Source organism: Streptomyces sp. NPDC029466 (assembly GCF_055574515.1).
On the sequence record NZ_JBVHZH010000021.1, the window covers coordinates 1 to 23,798 of the forward strand.

Sequence of the window (23,798 nt, forward strand, 5' to 3'; positions counted from 1 at the left end):
CCCCCCCCCCCCCCCCCCCCCCCCCCCCCCCCCCCCCCCCCCCCCCCCCCCCCCCCCCCCCCCCCCCCCCCCCCCCCCCCCCCCCCCCCGCGTCCTGGGACCGCTGCCCCGCTAGGGCATGTCCGCACAGTCCCTAGAAGGAGCCGTTGCGGTTGCGGATGTCGATGCACGCCTTGTGCGAGCTGCCCTTGAACCGCACGCAGAGGTTCCCGTCGGACTGGATCCCCGGGACGGTGTGGCCGACGATCTCGCCGCCGGACCGCTTCGCCTTGAACGAGTAGGTGTAGCCGTCCGGCTGGTAGAGGTAGACGGTCGCGGACTGCCGGCTCTTGGGCGGGTTGGTCCAGGAGGCGGTGACGTGACCGGGGTTGGCCGTCCCGTTCTGGCCGTCGGCCGAGATGCAGATCTGCGGACCCGACCAGTCGTGGGTGCAGGCGTCCGCGGCGGCGTGCGCGGCCGGGGTGGTGGCGACGGCGCTCAGCGCGATCGTGCCGGCGACGGTCAGGGCACGGAGCAGCTTCGAACGGGTCATGTGTGGGGGGATTCCTCTCCTCGGAATACGGGCGGAAGACGCGAAAAATCCCGCCACGAATGGGGCGTGACGGGCACCGCGTGCACGTAGTTGATCTTAGTCGCCTTTCGAACTCATGTGCCATCAGCTTTCGTTGCGCGCCACCCGCGCCACCCCCGCCCCCGTCGCACTCCCCGCCGTCTCCATGAGCGCGGCAGCGGCGGTACGGGTGAGCGACACCCCGGCGGCGGTGCGGAGTTCATCCCCCCGGTGCCGTACAACACCCCCTGGGTAAAGGCTTGGAGAAGGCACGAAACGTAGGCTAGGCGGAGGTTTCGCCACCTCTGGGCGCGGGAAGCAAGAAATCGACCGACCAATGGGCTGCCCATCCCTCCTCGGGGATGCGCGGCCCACTGCGTTTTTGCGACGCGGGGTTTCTGTGGGTGTGGTGCCCCGGAGCGGGATCTCTGGACGGCCCCCCACAGAAGGGGTCCACATGGGTACCACTCTCTCGACGCCGGCGCAGGCTCTGCTGGAGTCGGCCGCGAATCCCGGCCCGGCGCCGGCACCGGCCGCGCCCGTAACGTTCCTGGCCGTCACAACGATCCCCGTCGGCACCAACCCGGTCGGGCTGGCGTTCATCCCCAACGGCGACCTCTACGTCGCCAACTCCGGGTCGAACAATGTGCAGACCATCGATACCGCCACGGACACCGTCATCGGCGCCGCGATCCCGACCGGCACCACGCCGGCCTGGCTGACCGTCGCTCCCAACGGCAACGCCTACGTCCCCAACAACATCTCCAACAACGTGACGGTGATCGACACCGCCACCAGCACCGTCCTCACCACGATCGGCCTCAGCGGCGGCCCCGCCGCGGCGGCGGTCATCCCCAGCGGCAACGTCTACGTGAGCCGCTTCGGGGCGAACAGCGTGCAGGAGATCTCCACCGCCACCAACACCGCCATCGGCGCCGCGATCCCCACCGGCAGCGGACCGGTCGGCATCGCGGTCGCCCCCAACGGCAAGGCCTATGTCGCCAACCGGAACGGGAACAGCGTGACGGTGATCGACACCGCCACCGCCACCGTCGTCACCACGATCCCCGGCTTCAACCAGCCGAACTTCGTGGCGATCGGCCCCAGCGGGGATGCCTACGTCGCCAACATCGGGTCGAACAACGTGACCGTGGTCGACACCACCACGGACACGATCGCGACCACGATCCCCGTCGGCACCAACCCCTGGGGCATCACGGTCGGCCCCGACGGCAACGCCTACACGGCCAACCGCGGGTCGAACAACGTGTCGGTGATCGACACCACCACCAACACCACCATCGGCGCCCCGATCCCCGTTGGCGCCCAGCCGATCGCCCTGGTGGTCGCGCCCAACAACAAGGTCTACGTCACCAACATCGCCGGGGCCAGTGTCAGCGTCATCCAGTTCGACCCGACGATCACCAGCATCACCCCCAACTCGGGGCCCGTCACGGGCGGCACGGTGGTGACGATCACCGGCACCAACCTGACCGGGGCGACCGTCGACATCGGCGGCAACCCCGCGACCGGCGTGAGCGTCAACGCCACCGGTACGCAGCTCACCGCGACCACTCCGCCCGGGGTGCCCGGCCCCGCGGACGTCACCGTCACCACGCCTGCTGGCAGCACCACTCTGGTGGGCGGCTTCACCTACTTCGTCCCCGTCCACGCCACCTCGCTGACCGCGACCCCGGCGCTGTCGAAGCTGTTCCCGCCGCACGTGTACTTCCCGTTCCTGACGGCCACGCTGACCGACCAGGTCACCGGCCTTCCGGTGCCCAACCAGCCGATCCTGTTCAAGGCCGGCAGCAACGTCCTGGGCATCGCCAACACCGACGCCCAGGGCGTCGCCCGGGTGAACGAGACGCTCACTCTGACGCTCATCCTCCTCAACGGCGGCTATGAGGTCAGCTTCGCCGGCGCGGCCACCCCGACGGCCATCCTGTCCCCGTCCAGCGACACGGCACCGGTCATCGAGCCCTGATCCCGCCGGTTCACCGGTCCGACCACCCAGCGGCACTACGGGAGCGCCCCCCCGTACGTGCCCGCGTCGGTCGGCGCGCCACCGGGTCAGCAGGGCCGCACCCCGGCCTTCCCTTGTGCGCCCCGTCACCCGCGTCTCAGTACCTCGCCCACGACGGCCAGCCCCCGCGTGATCTCGTCCCGAGTGCGGGCGGCGTAGCCGAGCACCAGACCGGACGGGGACGGGCGTTGGCAGTGCCAGGACAGCGGGTGGACCTTGACGCCGTGGGCGAGCGCGGCCGCGGCCAGGTCCGTATCGGGGCCCCGGTAGCCGTCCGGTCCGAAGGTGAGCGTCAGATGCAGGCCCGCCGCGGCGCCGTGCACGGTCGCCCCCGGCAGATGGGCGCGGATCGCCGCGATCATGGCGTCCCGACGGCGGCGATGGCGGCGGCGCAACAGCCGCAGGCAGCGCTCCAGTTCGCCGGACTCCATCAGCCGGGCCAGGGTCAGCTGGGGCAGTGCGGCGTTGCCGAGATCGGCGAACCGCTTCGCTGTGATCAGCGCCTGCCGGTACTTGGGCGGCGGCAGCAGCCAGCCCACCCGTAGGGCGGGGGCCAGCAGCTTGGAGACGCTGCCGGCGTAACAGACCTGCTCGGGGAGGAGCGAGCGCAGGGCGGGGACCGGCACGCGGTCGTAGCGGTGCTCGGCGTCGTAGTCGTCCTCGATGATCAGGCCGCCGTCGGCCGCCCAGCGCATCAGCTCCCGGCGCCGTGCACCACCGAGCACCACCCCGGTCGGGAACTGGTGCGCCGGGGTGAGCAACACGGCCCGTGCGCCGCTCGTCCGCAGCGCGTCGACGCGTATCCCGTCCTCGTCCACCGGAACCGGCGGCGTCGCCATCCGCCAGTACTGGAGATGCTGCCGCGCGCCCAGCGCTCCGGGGTCCTCCACCGCGATCTCCGACACCCCGTCGCGATGCAGTACCTCGGCGATCAGACCGAGCGCCTGCGCGGTGCCGGCGACGATCAGCACCTCGTCCGGATCCGCCCGGATCCCGCGGTTGCGGGCCAGCCAGTTGGCGACGGCCCGGCGCAGCGCGTCGGTGCCACGTGGGTCGCCGTATCCGAAGCCGGCCGACGGGAGGTCCGCCAGCACCGCGCGTTCGGCGCGCAGCCAGGTCGCACGGGGGAAGGCGGCCAGGTCCGGCACGCCGGGTGCGAGGTCGATCCGTGCGGGTGCGCTGCGCAGCTCGTCGAAGATCTCCGGGCCGGGCGGTGCGGCGAACGGAGCGGGCGGCCGGTGGGCGCGGGGCGTCCCTGCCGTGGGCCCCGCACCGGCCGTCACGGGCGCGGCAACGACGACCGTGCCGCCCCTCCCTCGCCCGGCGAGCTGCCCGTCCTCGATCAGCCGCTGATATGCCTCGGTGACCACACCCCGCGATACCCGCAGGTCGGCGGCGAGCGTCCGGGTCGCGGGCAGTCTGCTCCCGACCGGCAGCCGGCCGTCCGCGACAGCCCGCCGCAACTCCCGTGCCAGCCAGTCCGACCGGCCACCCACCGGCGCCTCACCGAGGTTGAGTTGAAGGAAGTCGGAGGAACCGGGGGAGGTGTGACGGGCCGGGGAGGCCGGGGGCGAGGGGGACGGGGGCGAGGGGGACGGACGGGCCGGGGGCCGCGAGGAAGTTATGGACCGGTCGGCAGGAGGCTCTTTGGACCTGTGCACCGGGCCATTGTCCCGGCACGGTGAAGGCATGAAGACGAACACTGCCTATGTGCACGGCTATTCACCGCAGGAGGCACGTCGCCTCGGCGACCAGGCGGACACGCTGGCCGCGCTGCTGCACGCGGATACGGCGTACGCCGCCGGCAGCCGAGTGCTGGAGGTCGGCTGCGGGGTGGGCGCACAAACCGTGCATCTGGCCAGGAACAGCCCGGGGGCGCGCATCGTCGCCATCGACCGTTCCGCGGAGTCGCTGGCGCAGGCCCGCGCCTATGTGTCGGCGCAAGAGCCCGGGGCCGACGTGGAGTGGCGTACCGCCGATCTCCACCACCTCCCCTTCGACACGGCCGAGTTCGACCATGTCTTCGCCTGCTTCGTGCTGGAACACCTCCCGGACCCGGGCCAGGCACTGGCCGCGCTACGACGCGTGCTGCGCCCCGGCGGCACCCTGACCGTGATCGAAGGCGACCACGGCTCGGTGCTCCTCCACCCGGACAGCATCCACGCCCATGAGGTGATCGGCCACCAGATACGGCTACAGGCCGCGGCCGGCGGAAACGCATTGCTCGGACGGGCGTTGCAGCCGCTGCTCACCGGCGCTGGATTCGACCAGGTGGTGGTCCGCCCGCGGACGGCCTACGCCGACGCCACCCGTCCCGCGCTGGTGGACGGCCTCACCCGGAAGACCTTTATCGCCATGGTCGAAGCGGTCCGGGACAAGGCGCTGAGCACCGGCCTGACCACGACCGCCGACTGGGACCGCGGCATCGCCGACCTACGACTGACCGCGGCCGAGGGCGGGACTTTCCACTACACCTTCTTCAAGGCGGTGGGGGTCAAGGGGTAGGGGTCAAGGGGTAGGGGTGGGGGCGGGGGCGGGCGGGGCGTTCCGTGGCCGGATGGCCAGGTTCCACATGTTTCCTCAGCCGATTTCCCCAACTCCTTGGCAGGGGAGGCCAGTCGGCGTATCTTGGAATAACCGTTCCAAGATTCCTGAGTGGGACCGAGCAACCCTGCGTTCCTTCCTCCTTCCTCCTTCCTCCTTCCTCCTTCCTCCTTCCTCCTTCCTCCTTCCTCCGGTGACGGCGAAACGAGCAGCACAGCCATGCCCGACATCAAGCACTTCAACCCCGAGATCGTGCTCGACGAAGCGATCCAGGTCTTCTGGCGGCACGGCCTGCCGACGACCGGAATCCAGGCGCTGGTCAGCGCGACCGGAGTGAGCCGCTCCAGCCTCTATGCGACCTTCGGCAACAAGGACGGTCTCTACGCGGCGGCGCTGGACCGCTATATAGCGCAGCACTCGACACCGGCCTTCGCTCAGCTGGCGCAGGCCGCCGCGGGGCTGACCTCGATAGAGGAGTTCTTCGCCGGGCTGATCGAGGTGCGCTGTTCCGGCCCGGTCGCCGGCTGGGGCTGCATGGTCACCAATGCCTACGCCGGCCCGGAGTGCGCCGACACCGGCATCCGCACGCTGCTCGAAGACCACCACCACATGCTCCAGTCAGCCATGCGCGCGGCCCTGACCAACGCTGCCGACCTGGGGCAACTCCAGCCGTCCTGCGATCTCGACGCCTCCGCCGCCGTGCTGGCGACCCTCGCGTACGGCGTCAATCTGCGCTCCCGTGCCGGTGCCGACGCCCAGGCGCTGACCGACACGGTGGCCGCTGCCCTCGCGCCCCTGCGCGCGCCTCTCACACCTCAGGAGCAACGCCCGCAATGAACTACGCCGACGGACTCACCGCCTTCCTGCGCGAGCACTACCCCCACATCCGGATCCCCGACGCCGAGCGCGCGGTGATGGACCGGGCCGGCCGTGAGCTCGCCGCCTCCGGACTGGCCGAGCGCGCCCTGCGGGCCGGAGACACCGCCCCGGCCTTCAGCCTCCCCACCGCGACCGGCCGCACCGTCACGCTGGACGGTCTGCTGTCGGCGGGCCCGGTCGTGCTCACCTTCTACCGCGGCGCCTGGTGCCCCTTCTGCAACTTCGCCCTGCGTGTCCTCCAGCAGCACCACGCCGATATCACCGCCCGCGGCGCCCAGTTGGTGGCCATATCGCCGCAGATCCCCGACGAGTCCCTCACCCTCGCCGAGAAGCACGCGCTCGCCTTCGACGTCCTCAGCGACGCCGGCTGCGACACCGCCAAGCAGTTCGGCATCAGCTTCGACCTGCCCGACGACCTGGCCGTCGTCTACGAGTCCTTCGGCTTCGACCTCCAGCGGGTCAACGGCGGACATCCGCGCACCCTGCCCGTCCCCGCCACCTACGTCATCGACCAGGACGGCACCATCCGCTGGTCCTTCCTCGACACCGACTACACCGCCCGCGCCGAACCGTCCGACATACTCGCCGCCCTCGACGCCCTCCCCACGGCGCACTGAAGCACCGGCCGCCGGAATTCCGCACCGCATTCGGCATTCGGTTCCCTGCTTTGCGGCATTCGGTTCCCTTCTTTACGAGAAATTGACGGGGCCGAACCGATATCCGAACTCGCCGCCCTCCCCCCGTAGGCCGCCGCGCAACGGAGCGCTAAGGTCGAATTTCCAGGAACGTAAACGGGGGAGGGCAGCCGCCGATGGCACAGGACGATGCCGTGATCGGCTGTACGGGAGTGCTTCTGATCGGCACTCGTGGGGCTGCCGGTCCCGGTGAGGTTCTGGTGCGGATCAGGGGCGGCTCCGAGGCCTTTCTCGCCTGGTCCGCCGAGCCCCTCCCGGTAGGGGCGACCGTGCTCGTCATCGAGTCCCGTGGCAGTCGCCAGGTCGACGTCATGGAGTGGGCCGATCCGTTGGACGCGTTGACCGGCGGTGCCGGCGACGCAGGCTGAGGAGACAAAGAATGTTCGGTTACCGCGTTCCTGCCCCCGATCAAGCCATGCTGATTTCGGGCGGCAGGCGTGGACAAGGGGGCGCGCCATTCCGAGTGGTGACCGGGCACGGCAAGTTCGTGCTGCCGGTCTTTCGCAAGGTCCGCTTTCTGACCCTGGCGATGTGTGAGGCGGAGGTCGCCGAGACCTGTGTGACCCGGCAGGGCATCGCGCTGACGGTCCGCGCCGTGATCGCGTTCAAGGTCGGCAACGACACCGAGAGCGTGGTCAACGCCGGTCAGCGGTTCCTGTCCGACCAGGACCAGATGTCGGTACTGACCGGCCGGATCTTCGCCGGTCATCTGCGCTCCATCATCGGTTCGATGACGGTCGAGGAGATCGTCACCGAGCGGCAGAAGCTGGCCACCGAGGTCCTGGAGACGTCCAAGACCGAGATGGCGAAGATCGGTCTGATCGTCGACTCGTTGCAGATCCAGTCGATCGACGACGGCGAGACCGGCTATATCGAGGCGATGTCCGCCCCGCACAAGGCCGCCATCCAGCGGCAGGCACAGATCGCCCAGGCCCAGGCCACCCAGGCTTCGGTCGAGGCGCAGCAGGAGGCCGCGCGTAATCAGGCCGAGTACTCCCGGCAGACCGCCGTGGTCCAGGCCGAGTACAACGCCGAGGTGGACCGCGCCCAGGCCCGCGCCGCCCAGGCCGGCCCGCTCGCCCAGGCACACGCCCAGCAGGAAGTGCTCGCCGCCCAGACCGAACTCGCCGAGCGCGCGGCCCGGTTGCGCCAGCAGGAGCTGGTGGCCGAGGTGGTCAAGCCCGCCGAGGCGGAGGCCGAGCGGATCCGCCTGCTGGCGATGGCCGAGGCCGAGCGGATGAAGATCCAGGCCGAGGCCGCCGCCTCGCACGACCGGGTGGCCCTGGACCGGATGCTCATCGACCAGCTCCCGCAGATCGTCAAGGAGGCCTCCGCGGGCCTGGCCAACGCCAACGTCAATGTCCTCAACGGCACCGACGGCCTCGGCGAGATCGCCGCCGGACTGGTCGGCCAGGGCCTGACCATCCTCGACTCGGTCCGCCGCAACCTCGGCACCCCCGACGGGCAGGACAGCAGCGCCGACAAGAACGACAGCTCCGGAACGGCCAACGGCCACAGCGGCCGGGTCGAGATCGAGTAGCAGCGACGGGGCGGGGACGGAAACACGGGGCGGGGACGGAAACGGGGAAAGGACAGGGGATGGGGCAGGGGCGGGGCAGGGGCCGCCTCACACCCTCGTCCCCTCACACCCCCGCCCCCTCACATCCCCCGCCCCCGCTGTCGCTCCTCCTCCGTGTGCTTCCGGCGGGCGTAGGCCACCAGATGGTTGAGGACGGCGACGGTGGTGGCGATGTCGGTGTCGTCGAATCCGGCGAGTGCCTCGTGGAGGCCGGCCTGGCTGGTTTGTTGCAGACGGTTGAGGACGGCCTTGCCATGCGGGGTGATCGCCACTTTGCGGGCACGGCGGTCGAGCGAGTCCGGGGTCCGTTCGACCAGGTCCTGGGACTCCAACTGGCCGATCTGCCGGGTGACATGCGGCGGCTCGACCATCAGCAGGGCGGCCAGGTCACCGACCCTGCTGCTGCCTCCGCTGTCCTCCAGGGCCATCAGCAGCCACAGATCGGAGCGTGCCGCCGTGACGCCCGCCTCGGCCGCCTGGCGCTCGTGCGCCCGGGAGCGGGTGAGCAGGTAGGACAGCGTGGCCAGCACTCTTTGCAGGGCGACGGTGGGGTCCTGGTCTCTTCCGAGGTCCGGCATGCAGGCACTTTAGCGGCCCGCACGACGCGGCGATCGGCCCCGTGACCTGCCCGTTCCGTAGGGGTGTCGGCTCGGTTTGAGCCAACCTCGTGCGCGCCACGTTCGCCTCTTCCCGCCCCCTCCGAGGGTGGGTTAGCGTGGAACAACTTAGTTGCTTAAGTTAGGTAACTAGCTTTCGCCCGACAGTGATCGCCGCTGGTCACCGCGGCCGCCGAGCCGCCGCCGAGTTCGTATGTCCCGTCAAGGAGTGGCGCCACCCGCACCGTTCGCCACGGCACCGCCGTGTCCCGATCGTGGAAGGACCAGCCCAATGACGACTACGGAACGCATCGCGAGGGAGATCGAGAGGGAGCGGGACACCGGACCGGACGCCGGACCGGACACCGGCAGCTCCCCCCTCGCCGTCCCCGGCACACGGGCCGCCGGCTGCCCCTTCGACCCGGCACCCGAGATCGCACGGGCCCACCGGGAGGAGCCGGTCACCCGGGCCACGCTGTGGGACGGGTCCTCCTGCTGGCTGGTGACCCGGCATCAGGACGTACGGGAAGTGCTCGGCGATCCGCGGTTCAGTGCGGATGCGACCCGCCCGGGATTCCCGTTCCTGACCGCCGGCGCACGTCAATTCGCCACCGGCAACCCGTCGTTCATCCGCCAGGACGACCCCGAGCACGCCCGGCTGCGACGGATGCTCACCGCCGACTTCATGGTGAAGAAGATGGAGGCGCTGCGCCCCGAGGTGCAGCGCCTCGCCGACGAGCTGCTCGACCGGATGACCGAGGGGCGGCACGCGGCCGACCTGGTCGCGGAGTTCGCGCTGCCGCTGCCGTCACTGGTGATCTGTCTGCTGCTCGGTGTCCCCTACGACGATCACGAGTTCTTCCAGAAGCACAGCAGCGTGCTGCTCAATCTGCGGTCGACGGCCGAGCAGGTGGGCGTCGCGCAACAGGAGCTGCAGGACTTCCTGAGCCGGCTCGCCGAGTCCAAACGGCGGGAGCCCGATGGCGGCATCGTCAGCCGGCTGGTCGCCCGCGGCGAACTCGACAACGCGGCCATCGCCGCCATGGGACGGCTGTTACTGGTCGCGGGCCATGAGACCACCGCCAACATGACCGCGCTGTCCACCCTCACCCTGCTGCGCAACCCGGACCAGCTGGCGCGGCTGCGCGCGGAGCCCTCGCTGATCAAGGGGGCCGTCGAGGAGTTACTGCGCTATCTGACGATCGTCCACAACGGTCTCCCGCGGATCGCCGACGAGGACGTCACCATCGGCGACCGCACCATCCGCGCCGGCGAGGGCGTGCTGTGCGTGCTCAACACCGCCAACCGCGACGAGGAGATCTTCCCCGGGGGCGCCGCACTCGACGTCGGCCGTGATGCCCGCCGTCATATCGCCTTCGGCTTCGGCGTTCACCAGTGCCTGGGCCAGCCGCTGGCCCGGGTGGAACTCCAGATCGCCCTCGAAACCCTGCTGCGCCGGCTGCCCGGCCTGCGGCTCGACATTCCCTTCGAGGACATCCCGTTCCGTCATGACATGGGGATTTACGGGGTGCACGCGCTGCCCGTCGCGTGGTGAGCACGCGCGCACGACAGCGCCGCCCCGGCCGTTCCCGTCATCCCGTCCCGTCGCCCCGTTCCGTCGTCCCGTCCCGTCGCCCCGTTCCAGCCCGTCCGTCCACGGCCGTCACGGGCCGGGCGGCCCGCCTTGGAGAGAGCCATGCGTATCACCGTTGACCAGGACAAGTGCTGCGGCGCCGGAAGCTGTGTGCTGTCCGCGCCGGAGGTGTTCGACCAGCGCGAGGAGGACGGCATCGTCCTGCTGCTCGACGCCGAACCACCGGCCGCGCTGCACGACGCGGTCCACGAGGCCGCGGCCATCTGCCCGGCCGCGGCGATCACGATCGAGAAGACTGACAAGACCGAGCAGGTCTAGCCGAGCTCCCCGCCCCGGCATCGGCCTCTTTCGGACGGGTGGCCGCCCATCCGAGAGAGGCCACCCGGCCCCGCCGCCCTACGCCTCGGGCGCCAGCCCGTCCTCGACCAGCCCGGCCAGCACCGCCTCGCCCAGCGCATGCACCGCGGACTGCGGGCGCACCATCACCGTGAACTCCTTGATCCGGCCCGCCTCGTCGAACTGGAGCAGGTCGATGCCGTGGATCTCCTTGCCGTTCACGGTGGCCCGGAAGATCAGGACCGTGGAGTCGGCGGGGCCGCCGTCCGGTCCCGCCGCCGTCTGTGCGCTGCCCGTGAGCTCGCCGACGTAGCGGAAGTCCTCGAAGGTGCGCAGCAGCACCCCGAACAGCCCGAGCACCATCGGCCGCCCCTCGAAGGGGGTGAACTTCACCGGGCTGTAGAGGCGGACGTCCTCGGTGAACAGCTCCTCCACCGCGTCGAGTTCCTGTGCCTCCACCGCCGCCTTGAAGCGGTCCGCGGTCGTCCCCATGACTCTTCCTCCTCGCCTCGGCCGGGCAGCGGTCCGAGCGGCCCCGGCCCCTGCCCGGCCGCGGCGATGGACCCCGCCCTCATAGTCGCGACTATGATTAGTCAGATTCTTGAGTATGGGAAGGGGTGGCCGGACATGGCCCTCAGGCACGCGGTGCTGGCGGCGCTGCTGGACGGCGAGTACAGCGGCTATCAGCTGGCCAAGGCGTTCGATGCCGGAGTCGCCAATTTCTGGCACGCGCTGCCGCAGCAGCTCTACGCGGAGCTGACCAAACTGGAGGCGGACGGGCTGGTCGCCGGCCGCAAGGTGATCCAGGAGACCCGGCCCAACAAGCGGCTGTTCCATGTCACCGAGGAGGGCCTGGCCGAGCTGGAGCGGTTCGCGGCGACCACGGCCAAGCCGTCGTTCATCCGCGACGATCTGCTGGTCAAGGTGCAGGCCGTGGACCGGATCGAGGCCGCTCCGGTGATCGAGCAGCTGGCCGCGCGGGCCCGGACCGCCGCCGCCAAGGCCGAGATTCTCGAACAGCTGGCGGTGCGGCTGCGCGGTGGGAAGGACGAGGCGGAGTTCCTGGCGCACGGCACGCGGCTCGGCCCGTATCTGACCTGTCTGCGCGGTCTGGCCTTCGAACGGGAGACCCGCGACTGGTGCGAGCGGAGCGCCGATGCCTTGCGGGCGCGGTACGACGGGGGACAACGGGCCTGACGCCCCAGCCCAGCGCGGTGGACGCGGGCCGGCCCCCGCACGGACCGGCCCCGGGCCCCGCCCCGAACAACCGCCGAGGGATCGTTTCGCCGCAACTCCTTCGTGTGACGACGCACATCACCGGGCGGAAGGCCGGGAAACACACATTCCGCACAGAACCGGAACGGAAGGAATGTCTGCATGCGTCTTCGTCACACCGCCGCCCTCGCCGTCAGTGCGCTCGCGCTCACCCTGTCCCTGCCCGCCTCCCCGGCGGGCGCGGCCACCGGCCCCTTCACCTACGTCTACACCGACCAGACCGGCACTCCGCATGTGGGGCTGCTGCCCGACCCGGTGAGCCGGGTGTGCATCACCCTGCCCGAGGTGGCCGACCAGGCCGTACCGCCCGCGCACACCCCGAAGAACTACACCGCGTCCGTCGCCACCCTGTTCACGGGCGTCGACTGCACCGGCGACTACTTCACGCTCCGGCCGAACGGCGGTCATGGCTCGGAGCGGCTGAAGGTGCGGTCGGTGGTCTTCGCCTGATCCGACGCCGGCCGCCGGAGCGCACGGCCGGCGGCCGCCCCTCCCCCGGCCGGCCCGGAGGGTGGTTCCGCCAGTGCTAGGCACACCATGCATATGTTGAAGGGGGCACTGGTCCCGGCGTGCGGAACGACGCAGTCTCGGTGGCATGACCCACACCTCTGTCTTCGCGTACGCCGCACCCGCCCCGAAAGCACCGCTGGAGCGGACCACGATCCCGCGCCGCGAGCTGGGTGCCCACGACATCCTGATCGACATCAAGTACGCCGGTATCTGCCACTCCGACATCCACACCGTGCGCGCCGAGTGGGGCGACGGCGGGGCCTTCCCGATCGTCCCCGGCCATGAGATCGCCGGTGTGGTCGCCGAGGTCGGCGCCGAGGTCACCCGCTACCGGGCGGGCGACCGGGTCGGCGTCGGCTGCTTCGTCGACTCCTGCCGGGAGTGCGCGAACTGCCGTGCCGGGCTGCAGCAGTACTGCACCGGCGAGCTCGGCAACGTCGGCACGTACAACGCCACGGGCCGGGACGGCGAGACCACCTACGGCGGCTACTCCACCCATCTCGTCGTCGACGAGAACTACGCCCTGCGCATCCCCGAGAGCATCCCGCTGGACGCCGCGGCCCCGCTGCTGTGCGCCGGCATCACCCTCTACTCGCCGCTCGCCCACTGGCAGGCCGGCCCCGGCAAGAAGGTCGCGATCGTCGGCCTGGGCGGCCTCGGCCACATGGGCGTGAAGCTCGCGCATGCGATGGGCGCGGAGGTCACCGTGCTGAGCCAGTCGCTGCGCAAGAAGGACGACGGTCTGCGGCTGGGCGCTGACCACTACTACGCGACGTCCGACCCGGCGACCTTCGAGGAGCTGGCGGGCACCTTCGACCTGATCGTCAACACCGTCTCGGCCAACCTGGATCTGAACGCCTACCTCGGGCTGCTGCGCACCGACGGCACGCTGGTGCAGGTCGGCGCACCGGAGAATCCGCTGCCGGTCGCGCCGTTCGCGCTGATACCGCAGCGCAAGTCGATCGCCGGCTCGATGATCGGCGGCATCCCGGAGACCCAGGAGATGCTCGACTTCTGCGGGGAGCACGGGCTGGCCGCGGACATCGAGGTGATCGCCGCGGACCGGATCAACGAGGCGTACGAGCGGGTCATGGCGAGCGATGTGCGCTACCGCTTCGTGATCGACACCGCGACGATCTGACGGCGCCGGGGAGAGCTATGCGCACAATTGAAAATGGAATCCATTTCCATATACCCTGCGACGACGTCCGCCGGCGCACCGTGCCGGCACCCGCCCGTCCCGTAGGAGGCCCGCCCCATGGCCGTACCCAAGCGCAAGCTCTCCCGCAGCAACACCCGCCACCGCCGGGCCCAGTGGAAGGCCAGTACGCCCCAGCTGGTGCCGGTCACCGTCGACGGCTCCGTGTACCAGGTGCCGCGCCGGCTGGTGAAGGCCTACCGGCTCGGTCTGATCGACCCGAAGGGCTGACCGGCCATGGCGCACCCCCGGCTGCCCGTCACCGTCCTCTCCGGTTTCCTCGGCGCCGGCAAGACGACCCTGCTCAACCATGTCCTGGGCAACCGGGAGGGCCTGCGCGTCGCCGTCATCGTCAATGACATGAGCGAGATCAACATCGACGCCGCCCTGGTGCGCGGCGGCGAGGCAGCGCTGTCCCGCACCGAGGAGCGGCTCGTCGAGATGACCAACGGGTGCATCTGCTGCACCCTGCGCGACGATCTGCTGGAAGAGGTCGATCGGCTGGCCCGCGAGGGGCGCTTCGACTATCTGCTGATCGAGTCCAGCGGCATCTCCGAACCGATGCCGGTCGCCGCGACCTTCGCCGTTCCGCGCGACGACGGCGCCACGCTCGGCGAGCTCGCGCGCCTGGACACCATGGTCACCGTCGTCGACGCGGCCCATTTCCTCCCCGAACTCACCGGCGGCGACGGCCTCGCCGAACGCGGCCTCGACCAGTACGAGGACGACGAACGCACGGTCAGCGATCTGCTCATGGACCAGATCGAGTTCGCCGATGTGCTCGTGCTCAACAAGACCGACCTGGTCGACGCCGGGACCGCGGAACGCCTGCGGGCGACGCTGGCCCGGCTCAACCCGGCCGCCCGTATCGTCCCGGCCCGGCACGGCGTGGTGGCGCCCGCCGAGGTGCTGGGCACCGGCCGCTTCGACCTGGAGCGCGCCCAGCAGGCGCCGGGCTGGGTACGGGAACTCAACGGCGACCATGTCCCGGAGACCGAGGAGTACGGCATCTCCGGCACCGTGTTCCGCGCCGAGCGGCCCTTCCACCCGGCCCGCCTCTGGCACTTCGTCACCGAACAGCTCGACAGCGGCGCCTTCGGCAGCGTCCTGCGCTCCAAGGGCTTCTTCCGGCTCGCCACCCGTCCCGGCGTCACCGGGCTGTGGTCCCAGGCCGGTTCGGTCGCCCGCTTCGAGCCGTCGGGCGTGCACGACGGGCAGACGGAGCCGGGCCCGGCACCCGGTGCGGAGCCGGGCCCGGGCGGTCAGGAGCTGGTGTTCATCGGCACCGGTCTGCGGGCCGCGCCACTGCACACCGCGCTGGCCGCCTGCCTCCTCGACCCCGACGAGCCCGCGCCCACGAGCGCCGACGACCCGTTCCCGGCCTGGGGCGTCCACGGCACCGGGGAGCTCTGCGACCACGAGGGCCCGGCGGACCGCCCAGCGGTGCCGCTCACCGGCTGACGCGGCTACCGCCCGGCCACGGCCCCGCCCGGCCACGGCCCCGCCCGGCCACGGCCCCGCCCGGCCACGGCCCCGCCCGGCTACGGCACCACCCGCACCGGCACGGCCTCCTGCGCCCGCCGGATCGTCCGGGACGGCCACCAACTGGCCCGCCCCAGGAGGGTCAGCGCCGACGGCAGGATCACGACCCGGATGACGAAGGCGTCCAGCAGGACGGCCACCGCGAGGCTGAACCCGATCTGCTTCATCTCCGCGAGGTGCAGGAACATGAAGGCCGCGAAAACGGTCACCATGACCGCCGCCGCGCTGGTGACGACCTTGGCGGAGGCCCCGACGCCGTGCAGCACCGCCTCCCGGGTCGGCACCCCGCGCAGCGCCGCCTCCCGTATCCGGCTGACGACGAAGATCTGGTAGTCCATCGACAGGCCGAAGAGGATCACGAAGAGGAACAGCGGTACGCGGGAGCCGATGGCGCTGGTCGCCGCGGTGTCGAACCCGAACAGCGTGCTGGCCAGGCCGTGCTGGAAGAAGACCACGACCAGCCCGAACGCCGCGGCCGCGGAGAGCAGATTGAGCGCGACCCCGAGCAGGCCGATGACGACCGAGCGGAAGACCAGCGCGGTCATGAGGAAGGTCAGCAGCAGCAGGGCGCCGACGACCAGGGGCAGCTTCGCGTCCTGGTGGGCGAGGTAGTCGGTGTCATGGGCGACATCGCCGCTGACCGCGAACTCCGCCCCGGGCACCGCGCCCACGGTGTCCGGCAGATAGTCCCGGCGGAGGCGGTCGAGGGAGGCGATCGCCTCGGGGGAGCTGACCTTGTGCGGCGTCGACAGCTCCATGGTGGTGGTGCGGTGGTCCCGCGAGGTCTTCACGAGCGGGGTGACACCCTTGGCGTAGAGCGGATCGGACTGCGCCCGCGCGCTCAACTGCCGTAGCGCCGCCGCCACTTCGGAGGATTCTGCGGCGGGGGCCCGGACCACGATCTGGTGCTGGACGCGCAGCTCGGGGAAGGCCGTGGTGAGCCGGTCGTAGGTCTGGAGGGCCGGGATCTCGCGGGAGTGGCTGTCCTTGTTGAGGACGCGCAGCTGCATGCCCAGCGCGGGTGCCGCGAGCGCCAGCATCACCAGGACGGACACGCACAGGGTGCGGGCCGGGTGCTCGGTCGCCGGACGCAGCAGGGCGCGCCAGAGACGGCCGGTGCCCTCCGCACGCCCATGCGGTGCCGGGCGGCGGCCGGTCCGCTGCACACGGCGGTCCGCGCGGCGTTCGGCGCGTTGGGCGATCTTGACCAGCAGTGCGGGCAGCGCCGTCAGCGAGCTGAGGACCGCGGCCAGTACGACGATGACGGTGCTGGTCGCGAGCGAGGAGAAGACCACGTCGGTGGCCAGGTACAGGGTGGCGGTGGAGACGATCACCGCGAGGCCGGAGACCACGATCGCCCGGCCGGCAGTGGCGGCGGCCAGTTCCACCAGCGCCTCGGCGCCGAGCCGGCCGCCCGCGCGGGCCCGTTCCTCCCGTTCGCGCTTGAGGTAGAAGAGCGTGTAGTCGACGCCGACGGCCATACCGATCAGCAGGATGATGTTGGCGCCCACCCCGGCGTCCGGCTGGAGGTGCGAGACCACCATCGACAGGCCCACGGCGGCCGCGATCGAGGTCAGCGCGAGCAGCAGCGGCACCGCCACCATCAGCGCGGACCCGAAGACGGCCAGCAGCGTCAGCAGCGTGAGGGGCAGCGCGATCGCCTCGGTGAGCGCCAGGTCATCGCCGCGCTGGGTGTCGACGCCGACGCTGACCGACGGGCTGCCGGTCTCCGCCACCCGCAGCTCCGGGTGGCTGCGCTGGACCGCCGCGGTCTGGGCGGCGAGCGGCGCCACATGGTCGTCGGCGTCCGCCTCCGCGCCCTTCATGATCACCGCGACCCGCAGCGAACCCCCGTCGGCCGAACGGACCGGGTGCTCGACCCGCGCCACCTCCGGCAGCTTCCGCATCCGGGCGGTCACGTCCCGGACGGCCGGTTCGGCGGCGGCCTGCGTCAGCGGGCCGGACCGAGCCGAGATCAGCACCTGTTCGACCGGCTCCCGGTCCAGCCGGGCCTCGGCGGCCAGGGTCTCGGCGCGGCCCGCCTCGTCGACACGGTAGTCCTCGCCGGTGGCCTTGTGGGTGCCCATCGCCAGGCCCACCCCCAGGCACAGCACCACGAACGCCAGCCAGCCGGCCAGCGCGCGCCCGGGATGCCGTGCGCTCCAGACCGCCAACCGCACCGTGACCGGCCGTTTTTCCCTCGACTGCGGCTCCAACGGCCGTGTTCGTACCGCCACGTTCACTTGCCCCGCCCCTTCGGCATCGCATCGCGCCCCCCACTGGTACGCATGTAAGTCGAGAATTACAGGTGTCGGATCAGAGCGTCCGTAAAATCGTGGTGGCCGGAGGGCGCCGGACTGTTTGACAGTCCGTCGTGGCATGCGAAAACCTCCGCTGACAGACGTCCGGAACAGCAAGAAGGTGGGCCATGAACAGCGAGCAGCTGCTGGCCCTGCTGTCCGCCGTGGGCCATGCGCAACGGCTGCGGGTGATCGGCGAACTGGCCGAAGGGCGGCTGTACGTCAGCGAGCTGGCCCGCCGGCTGGAGATGTCCCGGCCGCTGCTCTATATGCACCTGGACCGGCTGGAGAAGGCCGGTCTGGTGGTCGGCCGGCTGGAGCTGTCCGAGGACGGCAAGGCGCTGAAGTACTTCGAACTGGCGCCGTTCGAGCTGAAGCTGAACGTGGCCACCGTCCTCGCCGCCCTCCAGGAGGACCGGTCCGGGGCGCCGCCCGAAGAGACCGGGGACGCGGGCGGCGCGGTGGCGCCGTCGGCCGCGAAGGGACCGAACGACCCTAGGGGGACGCGTACTTGACTCCTCCCCCTCGTAGACGAAGGGGGATTCCTGGCTCACGTCGCCTGCGGTCCTGCGGGCCGACAGGTCTTACACGATCAGCACCAGCCGGGTTGAAGACCAGCCCGGACCAGCATGACGCGGGCGGAGTTCTTATCCCTGGGGGATACCGCTCCGCACGCGGTGCAGGCATAGGTTCTCTCGGAAAGAGGAAGTGCGTGCTTGGTTCTCGCTCCGCACTGCGCACAGTCCATCGTGGTGTGCGCGGGGTGCACCAGATGCACGGCCCGCCCGTGCTTGCGGGCCATCTCGGCCAACGCCGCCTTGGTGGCACCGATCGCGGCATCGGCGGCCTTGCGGGCCATCGAGGACTTGGCAAGGAACTTCGGCCTGAAGTCCTCCACCGCCAACACATCATGGTCACGGACCACGCGCTTGGCCCACTTGCGGGCGGTGTCCTGACGCTGCCGGGCCACCTTCTTGTGGAGTTTCGCGGTCTGCCGCTTCGCTTCGCGGTAGCCCTTCGACGCGGCCTGTCCCTTCGCGGGTTTACGGCGGGCCATCATCCGCTGGTACTTCGCAAGGCGCTGGGCGGCGCTCTTCCCGTACTGCGGATGGGGAAGGTCGTGGTCGCCGCTGGTGGTGGTTGCGGTCTCCGTAACGCCCCAGTCGATCCCGATCACCCGTCCAGTGGCGGGCAGGACCTCGGGCACGGTGGGGACGACGAAGGAGGCGTACCAGGCGCCGGTACTGTCGCGGTACACACGCACCGAGGACGGCGGCTCGGGCAGGTCCCGCGACCACACCACCCGCACCACGGTGCCACCCGCCAGGTGCAGACGGCCATCCTTGAGACGGAAGCCCCGCTGGGTGTATTCGAGGGTGAGGAGCGCTTCGCGCTTCTTCTTGTACTTCGGCATCCCCGCCCGCTGCCGCATCGGCAACCGGGCCCTGATGTCCTTGAGCGCCTTCGCCCGGGACCTGCCGAAGTCCCGGATCAACTGTCCCCCAGCTACCGCTGGGAGGTGCCCCCAGCTGCGGAACGCACGCGCCCTCCCGCAGCCACGGGATCCGGGCACGGGCTTCGGTCAGCATCGCGGCGAGCTGCACCGGTCCGCACGTACGCTTCTCCGCCCCGTCAGGACGGGTCTTGTTCCAAGCACCGACCTGCTTGGACTTGGCAACACACGCGTTCCACACCCACCGGCACCGGTCCCACTCCGCTTCGAGGGCGGCGCGGGCCGTGGACGACACGCGAAGCCGGTAGGCGAACCGGGCGTGCCCGTCACCCGTCGTCTTCGCTCCCGTCACCATGAACAGCAACCTACCTGGGGGGACTGACAGTTGAGAGCTCCTGGCCCCTGCGGGCCACCTCGCCACCATTGCGAATGGACGCCGATCCGCCCTGACGGCGAACCGGATTTCCCCGCCCCGCTCACGCGGAAGCTTCGATTCCTCACCCAGGTAACGCCAGGCGTATCCACGAAGGAGACACGATGAACGGCAGCATCATCATCCCGATAGCCGTCCTGGTGATCATCTTTGCCTCGGTCACCACGATCGTGGCGTCGTACTTCAAGCTCCAGCGGCATCGCGCGGATGCCGCGGCGCTCGCCGAGTACCGCGGGCTCGCGGAACGGGTCACCGCCCAGCAGGAGGCGATGACCGCGCAGTTGGCCGAGCTGGGCGACCGGGTCAAGGCCGTGGAGAAGCTGCTCCAGAGCGTGGGCTGAGGCCCGTCGGCGGACGGGGCGCGGGCCCGGCGGAAGATTTTTCGCGCCGCCCGGCAACCCCCGCCCCCGCCGCACGTCGTCAGGGGTGAGGGCGCCATCCGGCGCCGCCCCGCCGAAGAACGTGGAGCAGCCGACCGTGAAGTCCACCCGTACCGTCCGCACCCCCTCCGCCGCCCGGCCGTCCGCCGCCCGCCCCCGTCTGCGCGGTGCGGCCGGCGCCGGAGCGATCGCGGCGCTCACCCTGGCCGCGCTGTCGGCCGGCACCGCCTACGCCGCGGGCAGCCAGGCGTCCCAGCCGCAGCGCCCGGCCACCGGCCACATGTCCGCGACGCCCACCCCGGCGCCGGGCGACGGCAGCACCCGGCCGGCACCCACCGCCCCGCCCACCGCTCCCGGCACCCCGCGGCCCTCCGCCACCCACCCGGGACAGCAGCCGACCGAACCCCCGCGGCCTTCCGCCACCCACCCGGGACCGGACTCGACCGAACCCCCGCGGCCTTCCGCCACCCACCCGGGACCGGACTCGACCGAACCCCCGCGGCCCTCCGCCACCCCGACCTCCCCCGGCAAGCCCACCTCCCCTGGCAAGCCCACCACCCCCGGCCACGGAAAGGGCGGCGGGAAGGAACTCGCCCACACCGGGGCCTCCACGGCCACCGTGGCGTACGGCGGCGGCGCCGCGGCGCTGATCGCCGCGGGCGGCGGCACCGTCTACGCGGTCCGCCGCCGGCGCGCCTGAGCCGGCGCGCACCGCCCCCGGAGAAAGCGATGGAGCTCTCCGCCGCCCCGCACCACGCCCCGGCACGGTTCGCCCTGCCGGGGCCCCGGCCTGCCTGGTGGCGGTGGCTGCTGCGCACCGCCCGCGCGAGCGCCGCCCACCGCGAGGCACCGCGCCCCGGCCACTCGCCCGTGCCGTCCGCGTACGGCCGGCCCGCCGGCTCCCGGCCCCGGTTGCCGGACGGCGGAGGCGCCGCGCCGCCCGATCCCGCGCCCACGATCAGCGAGCTCTACCACGCACACCGGCTGACCATGGTCCGGCTGGCCGTGCTGCTCGTCGACGACCGGGCCACCGCGGAGGACGTCGTCCAGGACGCGTTCGCCGCGCTCTACAAGCGACACGGCGAACGGCTCGACGAGGTCGACAACGCGCTCGCCTATCTGCGCACCGCGGTGGTCAACGCCGCCCGCTCAGTGCTGCGCCGCCGCCGTACCGCGCGCGACTACATCCCTCCGTACGAGGCGGCCGCCCCGTCGGCCGAGGAGCGGATCGTGCTGGACGAGGAGCACCGGGAGGTGCTCGCCGCGCTGAGCGGGCTGACCGCCCGCCGCCGTGAGGTGCTCGTACTGCGCTACTGGGGCGATCTGACGGAGGCGCAGATCGCGACGACACTCGGTATCAGCCGCGGTTCGGTGAAATCGATCGCCAGCCGGGCACTGGACTCGCTGGAGAAGATCTTGGAGGCGCGGTCATGAACGGCCCAGGCACGGGTTTCGGCCGCACCGGAGACCACCCGGGAGACGGCGGTGCCGGCCCGGGCGGCTTCGGGCCCGGCCCCGACGAGGTGGCGTCCGGCCGCCCCGTGGAAGACCGCCTGCGGCGGGCCCTCGCGGCCCGCGCGGAGAGCATCGGCATCCGGGATCTGCGGCCCGCCGCGCCCCCGCGCCCCGCACCGCGCCGTGGCCCGCTGTCCGCCGTGCGGCGGCTGTGGCTGCGCCGTTTCGGGCTGCCGCTGGCGGCGGCCGCCGCGGCCGTCGCCGCCGTGCTCGGCTATCTGGCGACCGCCGCCGACGGCCCGCCGGACCGGCCGCTGCCCGCGCGCCCGCCGCACTCCGTCAGCCCGTCACCGGACCCTGCCCCCAGGACACCGACCTCCAAGCCGTCGCCCAGCGACCCGTCACCGGGCGGCCCCCGCACCACCGCTCCCTCCGGTGCGCCGCCCACGACCGAACCGGCCCGGCCGCCGCGGGACCGCCCCACGCCCACCCCCACCCGGCCGTCCGCCAGCCCCTCCGGGACCGCCCCGCCGGCCTCCGCTTCCCCGACGGACGCCCCCGCCCCACAGAGCGGCCAACGGAGCAACACCCCTACGGCAACGGCGAGTTGAGGACATTACGGGTGACTGCTCCCGGCCGCCGGGACACCGGCAGCGGACCGCCGCCCCCGCACCCCGAGCGCCACCACGAGCAGCGTCCCGCCGGTGCACAGCAGCGCGAACAGATCACCGGTCCGGCTGTAGAGGGTGTCCGTCCGCGGCTGCACCGGCACCTCGGCGACCAGCGTCTGCCGGTCCGCGGTGAAGTAGTCCGCGAGGCCACGGACGCGGCCCTGGTGGTCCACCGCGGTGGCGACACCGTGCACGGACTGCCGGACCATGGCATAGCCGTACTCGACGGACCGGAAGACGGCCCGCTGGGCATGCAGCGACTCGAAGCCCGCCCAGTCGTTGGCGGGCACCATCATCAGGGCGGTGCCCTGGTCCGCCGCCCGCCGCATCAGCCCGGGGAAGTCGGCGTCGTAGCAGATCACCGTCGCCAGCCGCCCGTACGGCGAGCCGGTGACGGGTACCGCCCCCGTGCCGGGCGTCATCGGCTCCATCGGGGTGGGGTGCGTCTTGTCGTAGGTCCAGGCGACCTTCCCCTCCGGTGTCACCAGGGCGGCGACATTGCGCACATAGGGCGGCCGCGGGGTGTGCAGGGCGAAGGCGGTGTTGACGTAGACCTGGCGCTTGCGGGCGATCCCGGCGACCCGGCCGAGCAGCCGCTGCCGGTCGTCCGACAGCACCCGGGCCTGGGTCTCCGGCCACACCACGATCCGCGCACCGGCCCGCGCCTCCCGGTCGGTGGCCGCCACCAGATCGTCGGTCACCGGCGCCAGCGCGGCGCGCACCCGCCGCGGATCGGCCCGCACCAGATTCCGCGGCCGCCACAGCTCCTCCCCGGCCGTGCGCAGCGCCCGCTCGGTGGCCCGTTCCGCGGCGCGGCCGGCGCTGATGCCCGCGACCCGTACGGTCTTCGTCGTCGGCGCGAAGGCCACCAGCCGTACCCCACCGGCCCCCAGCACCAGGGCGAACACCCCGGCCCACACCACGACGCCGCGCCGGATCTCCCGCCACCGGAAACCGCGCCGCCATGCCCAGTGCGCGACCGAAGCCGTCCACGCCACCACGAAGCTGACGCCGTACACCCCGGTGACGGAGGCGAGTTGGACCAGCGGCAGAAAGCCGTGCTGGGTGAAGCCGAGCACCCCGTAGTCGCCGAAGCCGGCCAGCCGCGTGAAGAGAAACTCCCCGCCGACCAGCACCGCCGGAAAGACCAGCGTCGAAGCCACCGAACCGGAGCGCGCCGCGACCAGCCGGTCGGCGACGAACGGCAGTGTCTGCACCACGGCGAGCACCGCGAACACCGCCAGTACGGACGGCACGAACACCATCCCGGTCGAGATCAGCCACGCCAACTGGGCCAGGCCCAGCGCGTATCCGACCCGCAGCAGCCCGTGCCGGGCCGGCCGCAGCCGGGCGTAGCGCAGCAGAAAGACCGGAAACAGCCAGGCGGCCGCCGCGAGATGCCAGTTGCTGTGCACGGCGAGCAGCAGCAGCGCGGCGCCCGCCCCCCACAGCCACCGCCCGGCAGCCCGTGGCCGCGCCGTGCGCTCCCTTCTTTCCGCCCCCTTCCCCGGGGCCGTCCCTCCCGACTTGCCCGCTCCCGCTCCCCCGCGCTCCCGTATGCCGAGCACACCGCTCTCCTCTCCCCGTACGCCTCGCTTACCGCGTACCGGGACGCTAGAAGCGGCGGCCCCCTCGTCACCGCTGTCGTTCGGCAGGAACGACCCCCGACTTTCGTCCAGGTCCCGGGAGCGGCGGACCACCCGCCGGGGCAGCCCGGCAGGCGTTAGCCATGCGTTAGTGGATCGCCAGCACCCGCGTCGAAGGTCGTGTACACGCCACCGT

24 protein-coding genes and 1 pseudogene are annotated in these 23,798 nt (G+C 71.7%); 18 read left to right on the forward strand and 7 right to left on the reverse strand.

Annotated features, from left to right (window positions below):
- Window positions 1-133: 133 nt before the first annotated feature.
- Window positions 134-532, reverse strand: a complete 399-nt coding sequence (locus tag ACZ4XD_RS17540) for a hypothetical protein (RefSeq protein WP_468042984.1) — start codon at window positions 530-532, stop codon at window positions 134-136.
- Window positions 533-1,007: 475 nt separating this feature from the next.
- On the opposite strand from ACZ4XD_RS17540, the gene ACZ4XD_RS17545 reads away from it, so the two are divergent.
- A complete protein-coding gene (locus tag ACZ4XD_RS17545) occupies window positions 1,008-2,537 on the forward strand; it encodes an IPT/TIG domain-containing protein (protein WP_468042986.1) in 1,530 nt (509 codons plus the stop codon).
- A gap of 125 nt (window positions 2,538-2,662) precedes the next feature.
- Here ACZ4XD_RS17545 and pdxR read toward each other — a convergent pair whose 3' ends face one another.
- Complete coding sequence (pdxR, locus tag ACZ4XD_RS17550; protein WP_468043183.1) at window positions 2,663-4,267, reverse strand: MocR-like pyridoxine biosynthesis transcription factor PdxR; 1,605 nt, start codon at window positions 4,265-4,267, stop codon at window positions 2,663-2,665.
- On the opposite strand from pdxR, the gene ACZ4XD_RS17555 reads away from it, so the two are divergent.
- From ACZ4XD_RS17555 to ACZ4XD_RS17575, 5 genes are all read left to right on the forward strand, one after another.
- Window positions 4,266-5,081, forward strand: coding sequence for a methyltransferase domain-containing protein (locus ACZ4XD_RS17555; RefSeq protein ID WP_468042988.1), 816 nt, complete (start codon window positions 4,266-4,268; stop codon window positions 5,079-5,081). The two genes, pdxR and ACZ4XD_RS17555, sit on opposite strands and share 2 nt — an antisense overlap.
- 258 nt (window positions 5,082-5,339) lie before the next feature.
- Window positions 5,340-5,957 (forward strand): TetR/AcrR family transcriptional regulator, encoded by a 618-nt coding sequence (locus tag ACZ4XD_RS17560; protein WP_468042990.1) that lies wholly within the window; start codon window positions 5,340-5,342, stop codon window positions 5,955-5,957.
- On the forward strand, window positions 5,954-6,616 hold the full coding sequence (locus ACZ4XD_RS17565; protein WP_468042992.1) for a peroxiredoxin-like family protein: 663 nt from the start codon (window positions 5,954-5,956) through the stop codon (window positions 6,614-6,616). Before ACZ4XD_RS17560 ends, ACZ4XD_RS17565 begins: the two co-directional genes overlap by 4 nt.
- 194 nt (window positions 6,617-6,810) lie before the next feature.
- A complete protein-coding gene (locus tag ACZ4XD_RS17570) occupies window positions 6,811-7,062 on the forward strand; it encodes a hypothetical protein (protein WP_042150670.1) in 252 nt (83 codons plus the stop codon).
- Between the two features lie 11 nt (window positions 7,063-7,073).
- Window positions 7,074-8,234 carry an SPFH domain-containing protein gene (locus tag ACZ4XD_RS17575; protein WP_468042994.1) on the forward strand — a complete coding sequence of 387 codons (1,161 nt, stop codon included), beginning with the start codon at window positions 7,074-7,076 and terminating at the stop codon, window positions 8,232-8,234.
- A gap of 119 nt (window positions 8,235-8,353) precedes the next feature.
- On the opposite strand, the gene ACZ4XD_RS17580 is transcribed toward ACZ4XD_RS17575, so the two are convergent.
- Window positions 8,354-8,851 carry a MarR family winged helix-turn-helix transcriptional regulator gene (locus ACZ4XD_RS17580; RefSeq protein WP_468042996.1) on the reverse strand — a complete coding sequence of 166 codons (498 nt, stop codon included), beginning with the start codon at window positions 8,849-8,851 and terminating at the stop codon, window positions 8,354-8,356.
- Window positions 8,852-9,161: 310 nt separating this feature from the next.
- On the opposite strand from ACZ4XD_RS17580, the gene ACZ4XD_RS17585 reads away from it, so the two are divergent.
- Together ACZ4XD_RS17585 and ACZ4XD_RS17590 are read left to right on the forward strand one after the other, a co-directional pair.
- Window positions 9,162-10,424 carry a cytochrome P450 gene (locus ACZ4XD_RS17585; RefSeq protein ID WP_468042998.1) on the forward strand — a complete coding sequence of 421 codons (1,263 nt, stop codon included), beginning with the start codon at window positions 9,162-9,164 and terminating at the stop codon, window positions 10,422-10,424.
- Window positions 10,425-10,565: 141 nt separating this feature from the next.
- On the forward strand, window positions 10,566-10,781 hold the full coding sequence (locus tag ACZ4XD_RS17590; protein WP_468043000.1) for a ferredoxin: 216 nt from the start codon (window positions 10,566-10,568) through the stop codon (window positions 10,779-10,781).
- A 78-nt stretch (window positions 10,782-10,859) separates the two neighbouring features.
- On the opposite strand, the gene ACZ4XD_RS17595 is transcribed toward ACZ4XD_RS17590, so the two are convergent.
- Window positions 10,860-11,291 (reverse strand): nuclear transport factor 2 family protein, encoded by a 432-nt coding sequence (locus ACZ4XD_RS17595; protein WP_468043002.1) that lies wholly within the window; start codon window positions 11,289-11,291, stop codon window positions 10,860-10,862.
- A gap of 135 nt (window positions 11,292-11,426) precedes the next feature.
- Between ACZ4XD_RS17595 and ACZ4XD_RS17600 the strand changes: the two genes are divergently transcribed.
- The 5 genes from ACZ4XD_RS17600 (at window position 11,427) to ACZ4XD_RS17620 (ending at window position 15,243) form a co-directional block, all read left to right on the forward strand.
- Entirely contained in the window at window positions 11,427-11,996 is a 570-nt protein-coding gene (locus ACZ4XD_RS17600; RefSeq protein ID WP_468043004.1) for a PadR family transcriptional regulator, read from the forward strand.
- A 180-nt stretch (window positions 11,997-12,176) separates the two neighbouring features.
- Window positions 12,177-12,524: a hypothetical protein gene (locus ACZ4XD_RS17605; RefSeq protein ID WP_468043006.1), complete on the forward strand. Its 348-nt coding sequence runs from the start codon at window positions 12,177-12,179 to the stop codon at window positions 12,522-12,524.
- A gap of 145 nt (window positions 12,525-12,669) precedes the next feature.
- Window positions 12,670-13,725, forward strand: coding sequence for an NAD(P)-dependent alcohol dehydrogenase (locus ACZ4XD_RS17610; RefSeq protein WP_468043008.1), 1,056 nt, complete (start codon window positions 12,670-12,672; stop codon window positions 13,723-13,725).
- Window positions 13,726-13,842: 117 nt separating this feature from the next.
- Window positions 13,843-14,013 (forward strand): 50S ribosomal protein L32, encoded by a 171-nt coding sequence (gene rpmF, locus ACZ4XD_RS17615; RefSeq protein WP_042150687.1) that lies wholly within the window; start codon window positions 13,843-13,845, stop codon window positions 14,011-14,013.
- A gap of 6 nt (window positions 14,014-14,019) precedes the next feature.
- The gene (locus ACZ4XD_RS17620; RefSeq protein WP_468043010.1) at window positions 14,020-15,243 is read left to right on the forward strand and encodes a GTP-binding protein; all 1,224 of its coding nucleotides are present in this window, start codon (window positions 14,020-14,022) and stop codon (window positions 15,241-15,243) included.
- Window positions 15,244-15,323: 80 nt separating this feature from the next.
- Here ACZ4XD_RS17620 and ACZ4XD_RS17625 read toward each other — a convergent pair whose 3' ends face one another.
- Complete coding sequence (locus tag ACZ4XD_RS17625) at window positions 15,324-17,504, reverse strand: MMPL family transporter (protein WP_468043185.1); 2,181 nt, start codon at window positions 17,502-17,504, stop codon at window positions 15,324-15,326.
- A 248-nt stretch (window positions 17,505-17,752) separates the two neighbouring features.
- Between ACZ4XD_RS17625 and ACZ4XD_RS17630 the strand changes: the two genes are divergently transcribed.
- Complete coding sequence (locus tag ACZ4XD_RS17630; protein ID WP_468043012.1) at window positions 17,753-18,139, forward strand: ArsR/SmtB family transcription factor; 387 nt, start codon at window positions 17,753-17,755, stop codon at window positions 18,137-18,139.
- On the opposite strand, the pseudogene ACZ4XD_RS17635 reads toward ACZ4XD_RS17630, so the two are convergent.
- Window positions 18,120-19,432: pseudogene (locus tag ACZ4XD_RS17635) on the reverse strand (RNA-guided endonuclease InsQ/TnpB family protein). The gene ACZ4XD_RS17630 and the pseudogene ACZ4XD_RS17635 overlap by 20 nt on opposite strands.
- A gap of 182 nt (window positions 19,433-19,614) precedes the next feature.
- On the opposite strand from ACZ4XD_RS17635, the gene ACZ4XD_RS17640 reads away from it, so the two are divergent.
- The 4 genes from ACZ4XD_RS17640 to ACZ4XD_RS17655 all read left to right on the forward strand — a co-directional run bounded on the left by ACZ4XD_RS17640 (window position 19,615) and on the right by ACZ4XD_RS17655 (window position 21,956).
- Entirely contained in the window at window positions 19,615-19,851 is a 237-nt protein-coding gene (locus ACZ4XD_RS17640; protein ID WP_468043014.1) for a hypothetical protein, read from the forward strand.
- 136 nt (window positions 19,852-19,987) lie between these two features.
- The gene (locus tag ACZ4XD_RS17645; RefSeq protein WP_468043016.1) at window positions 19,988-20,590 is read left to right on the forward strand and encodes an LAETG motif-containing sortase-dependent surface protein; all 603 of its coding nucleotides are present in this window, start codon (window positions 19,988-19,990) and stop codon (window positions 20,588-20,590) included.
- Between the two features lie 29 nt (window positions 20,591-20,619).
- A complete protein-coding gene (locus ACZ4XD_RS17650) occupies window positions 20,620-21,324 on the forward strand; it encodes an RNA polymerase sigma factor (protein WP_468043018.1) in 705 nt (234 codons plus the stop codon).
- Entirely contained in the window at window positions 21,321-21,956 is a 636-nt protein-coding gene (locus ACZ4XD_RS17655; protein ID WP_468043020.1) for a hypothetical protein, read from the forward strand. The genes ACZ4XD_RS17650 and ACZ4XD_RS17655 overlap by 4 nt, the downstream gene beginning before the upstream one ends.
- A gap of 5 nt (window positions 21,957-21,961) precedes the next feature.
- Here ACZ4XD_RS17655 and ACZ4XD_RS17660 read toward each other — a convergent pair whose 3' ends face one another.
- A complete protein-coding gene (locus ACZ4XD_RS17660; RefSeq protein WP_468043022.1) occupies window positions 21,962-23,584 on the reverse strand; it encodes an apolipoprotein N-acyltransferase in 1,623 nt (540 codons plus the stop codon).
- Window positions 23,585-23,798: the final 214 nt, after the last annotated feature.

Coding starts and splice junctions, on each gene's coding strand:
- ACZ4XD_RS17540 (WP_468042984.1), bottom strand. CDS start 532: ATGACCCGTTCGAAGCTGCTCCGTGCCCTGACCGTCGCCGGCACGATC.
- ACZ4XD_RS17545 (WP_468042986.1), top strand. CDS start 1,008: ATGGGTACCACTCTCTCGACGCCGGCGCAGGCTCTGCTGGAGTCGGCC.
- ACZ4XD_RS17555 (WP_468042988.1), top strand. CDS start 4,266: ATGAAGACGAACACTGCCTATGTGCACGGCTATTCACCGCAGGAGGCA.
- pdxR (WP_468043183.1), bottom strand. CDS start 4,267: ATGCCTTCACCGTGCCGGGACAATGGCCCGGTGCACAGGTCCAAAGAG.
- ACZ4XD_RS17560 (WP_468042990.1), top strand. CDS start 5,340: ATGCCCGACATCAAGCACTTCAACCCCGAGATCGTGCTCGACGAAGCG.
- ACZ4XD_RS17565 (WP_468042992.1), top strand. CDS start 5,954: ATGAACTACGCCGACGGACTCACCGCCTTCCTGCGCGAGCACTACCCC.
- ACZ4XD_RS17570 (WP_042150670.1), top strand. CDS start 6,811: ATGGCACAGGACGATGCCGTGATCGGCTGTACGGGAGTGCTTCTGATC.
- ACZ4XD_RS17575 (WP_468042994.1), top strand. CDS start 7,074: ATGTTCGGTTACCGCGTTCCTGCCCCCGATCAAGCCATGCTGATTTCG.
- ACZ4XD_RS17580 (WP_468042996.1), bottom strand. CDS start 8,851: ATGCCGGACCTCGGAAGAGACCAGGACCCCACCGTCGCCCTGCAAAGA.
- ACZ4XD_RS17585 (WP_468042998.1), top strand. CDS start 9,162: ATGACGACTACGGAACGCATCGCGAGGGAGATCGAGAGGGAGCGGGAC.
- ACZ4XD_RS17590 (WP_468043000.1), top strand. CDS start 10,566: ATGCGTATCACCGTTGACCAGGACAAGTGCTGCGGCGCCGGAAGCTGT.
- ACZ4XD_RS17595 (WP_468043002.1), bottom strand. CDS start 11,291: ATGGGGACGACCGCGGACCGCTTCAAGGCGGCGGTGGAGGCACAGGAA.
- ACZ4XD_RS17600 (WP_468043004.1), top strand. CDS start 11,427: ATGGCCCTCAGGCACGCGGTGCTGGCGGCGCTGCTGGACGGCGAGTAC.
- ACZ4XD_RS17605 (WP_468043006.1), top strand. CDS start 12,177: ATGCGTCTTCGTCACACCGCCGCCCTCGCCGTCAGTGCGCTCGCGCTC.
- ACZ4XD_RS17610 (WP_468043008.1), top strand. CDS start 12,670: ATGACCCACACCTCTGTCTTCGCGTACGCCGCACCCGCCCCGAAAGCA.
- rpmF (WP_042150687.1), top strand. CDS start 13,843: ATGGCCGTACCCAAGCGCAAGCTCTCCCGCAGCAACACCCGCCACCGC.
- ACZ4XD_RS17620 (WP_468043010.1), top strand. CDS start 14,020: ATGGCGCACCCCCGGCTGCCCGTCACCGTCCTCTCCGGTTTCCTCGGC.
- ACZ4XD_RS17630 (WP_468043012.1), top strand. CDS start 17,753: ATGAACAGCGAGCAGCTGCTGGCCCTGCTGTCCGCCGTGGGCCATGCG.
- ACZ4XD_RS17640 (WP_468043014.1), top strand. CDS start 19,615: ATGAACGGCAGCATCATCATCCCGATAGCCGTCCTGGTGATCATCTTT.
- ACZ4XD_RS17650 (WP_468043018.1), top strand. CDS start 20,620: ATGGAGCTCTCCGCCGCCCCGCACCACGCCCCGGCACGGTTCGCCCTG.
- ACZ4XD_RS17655 (WP_468043020.1), top strand. CDS start 21,321: ATGAACGGCCCAGGCACGGGTTTCGGCCGCACCGGAGACCACCCGGGA.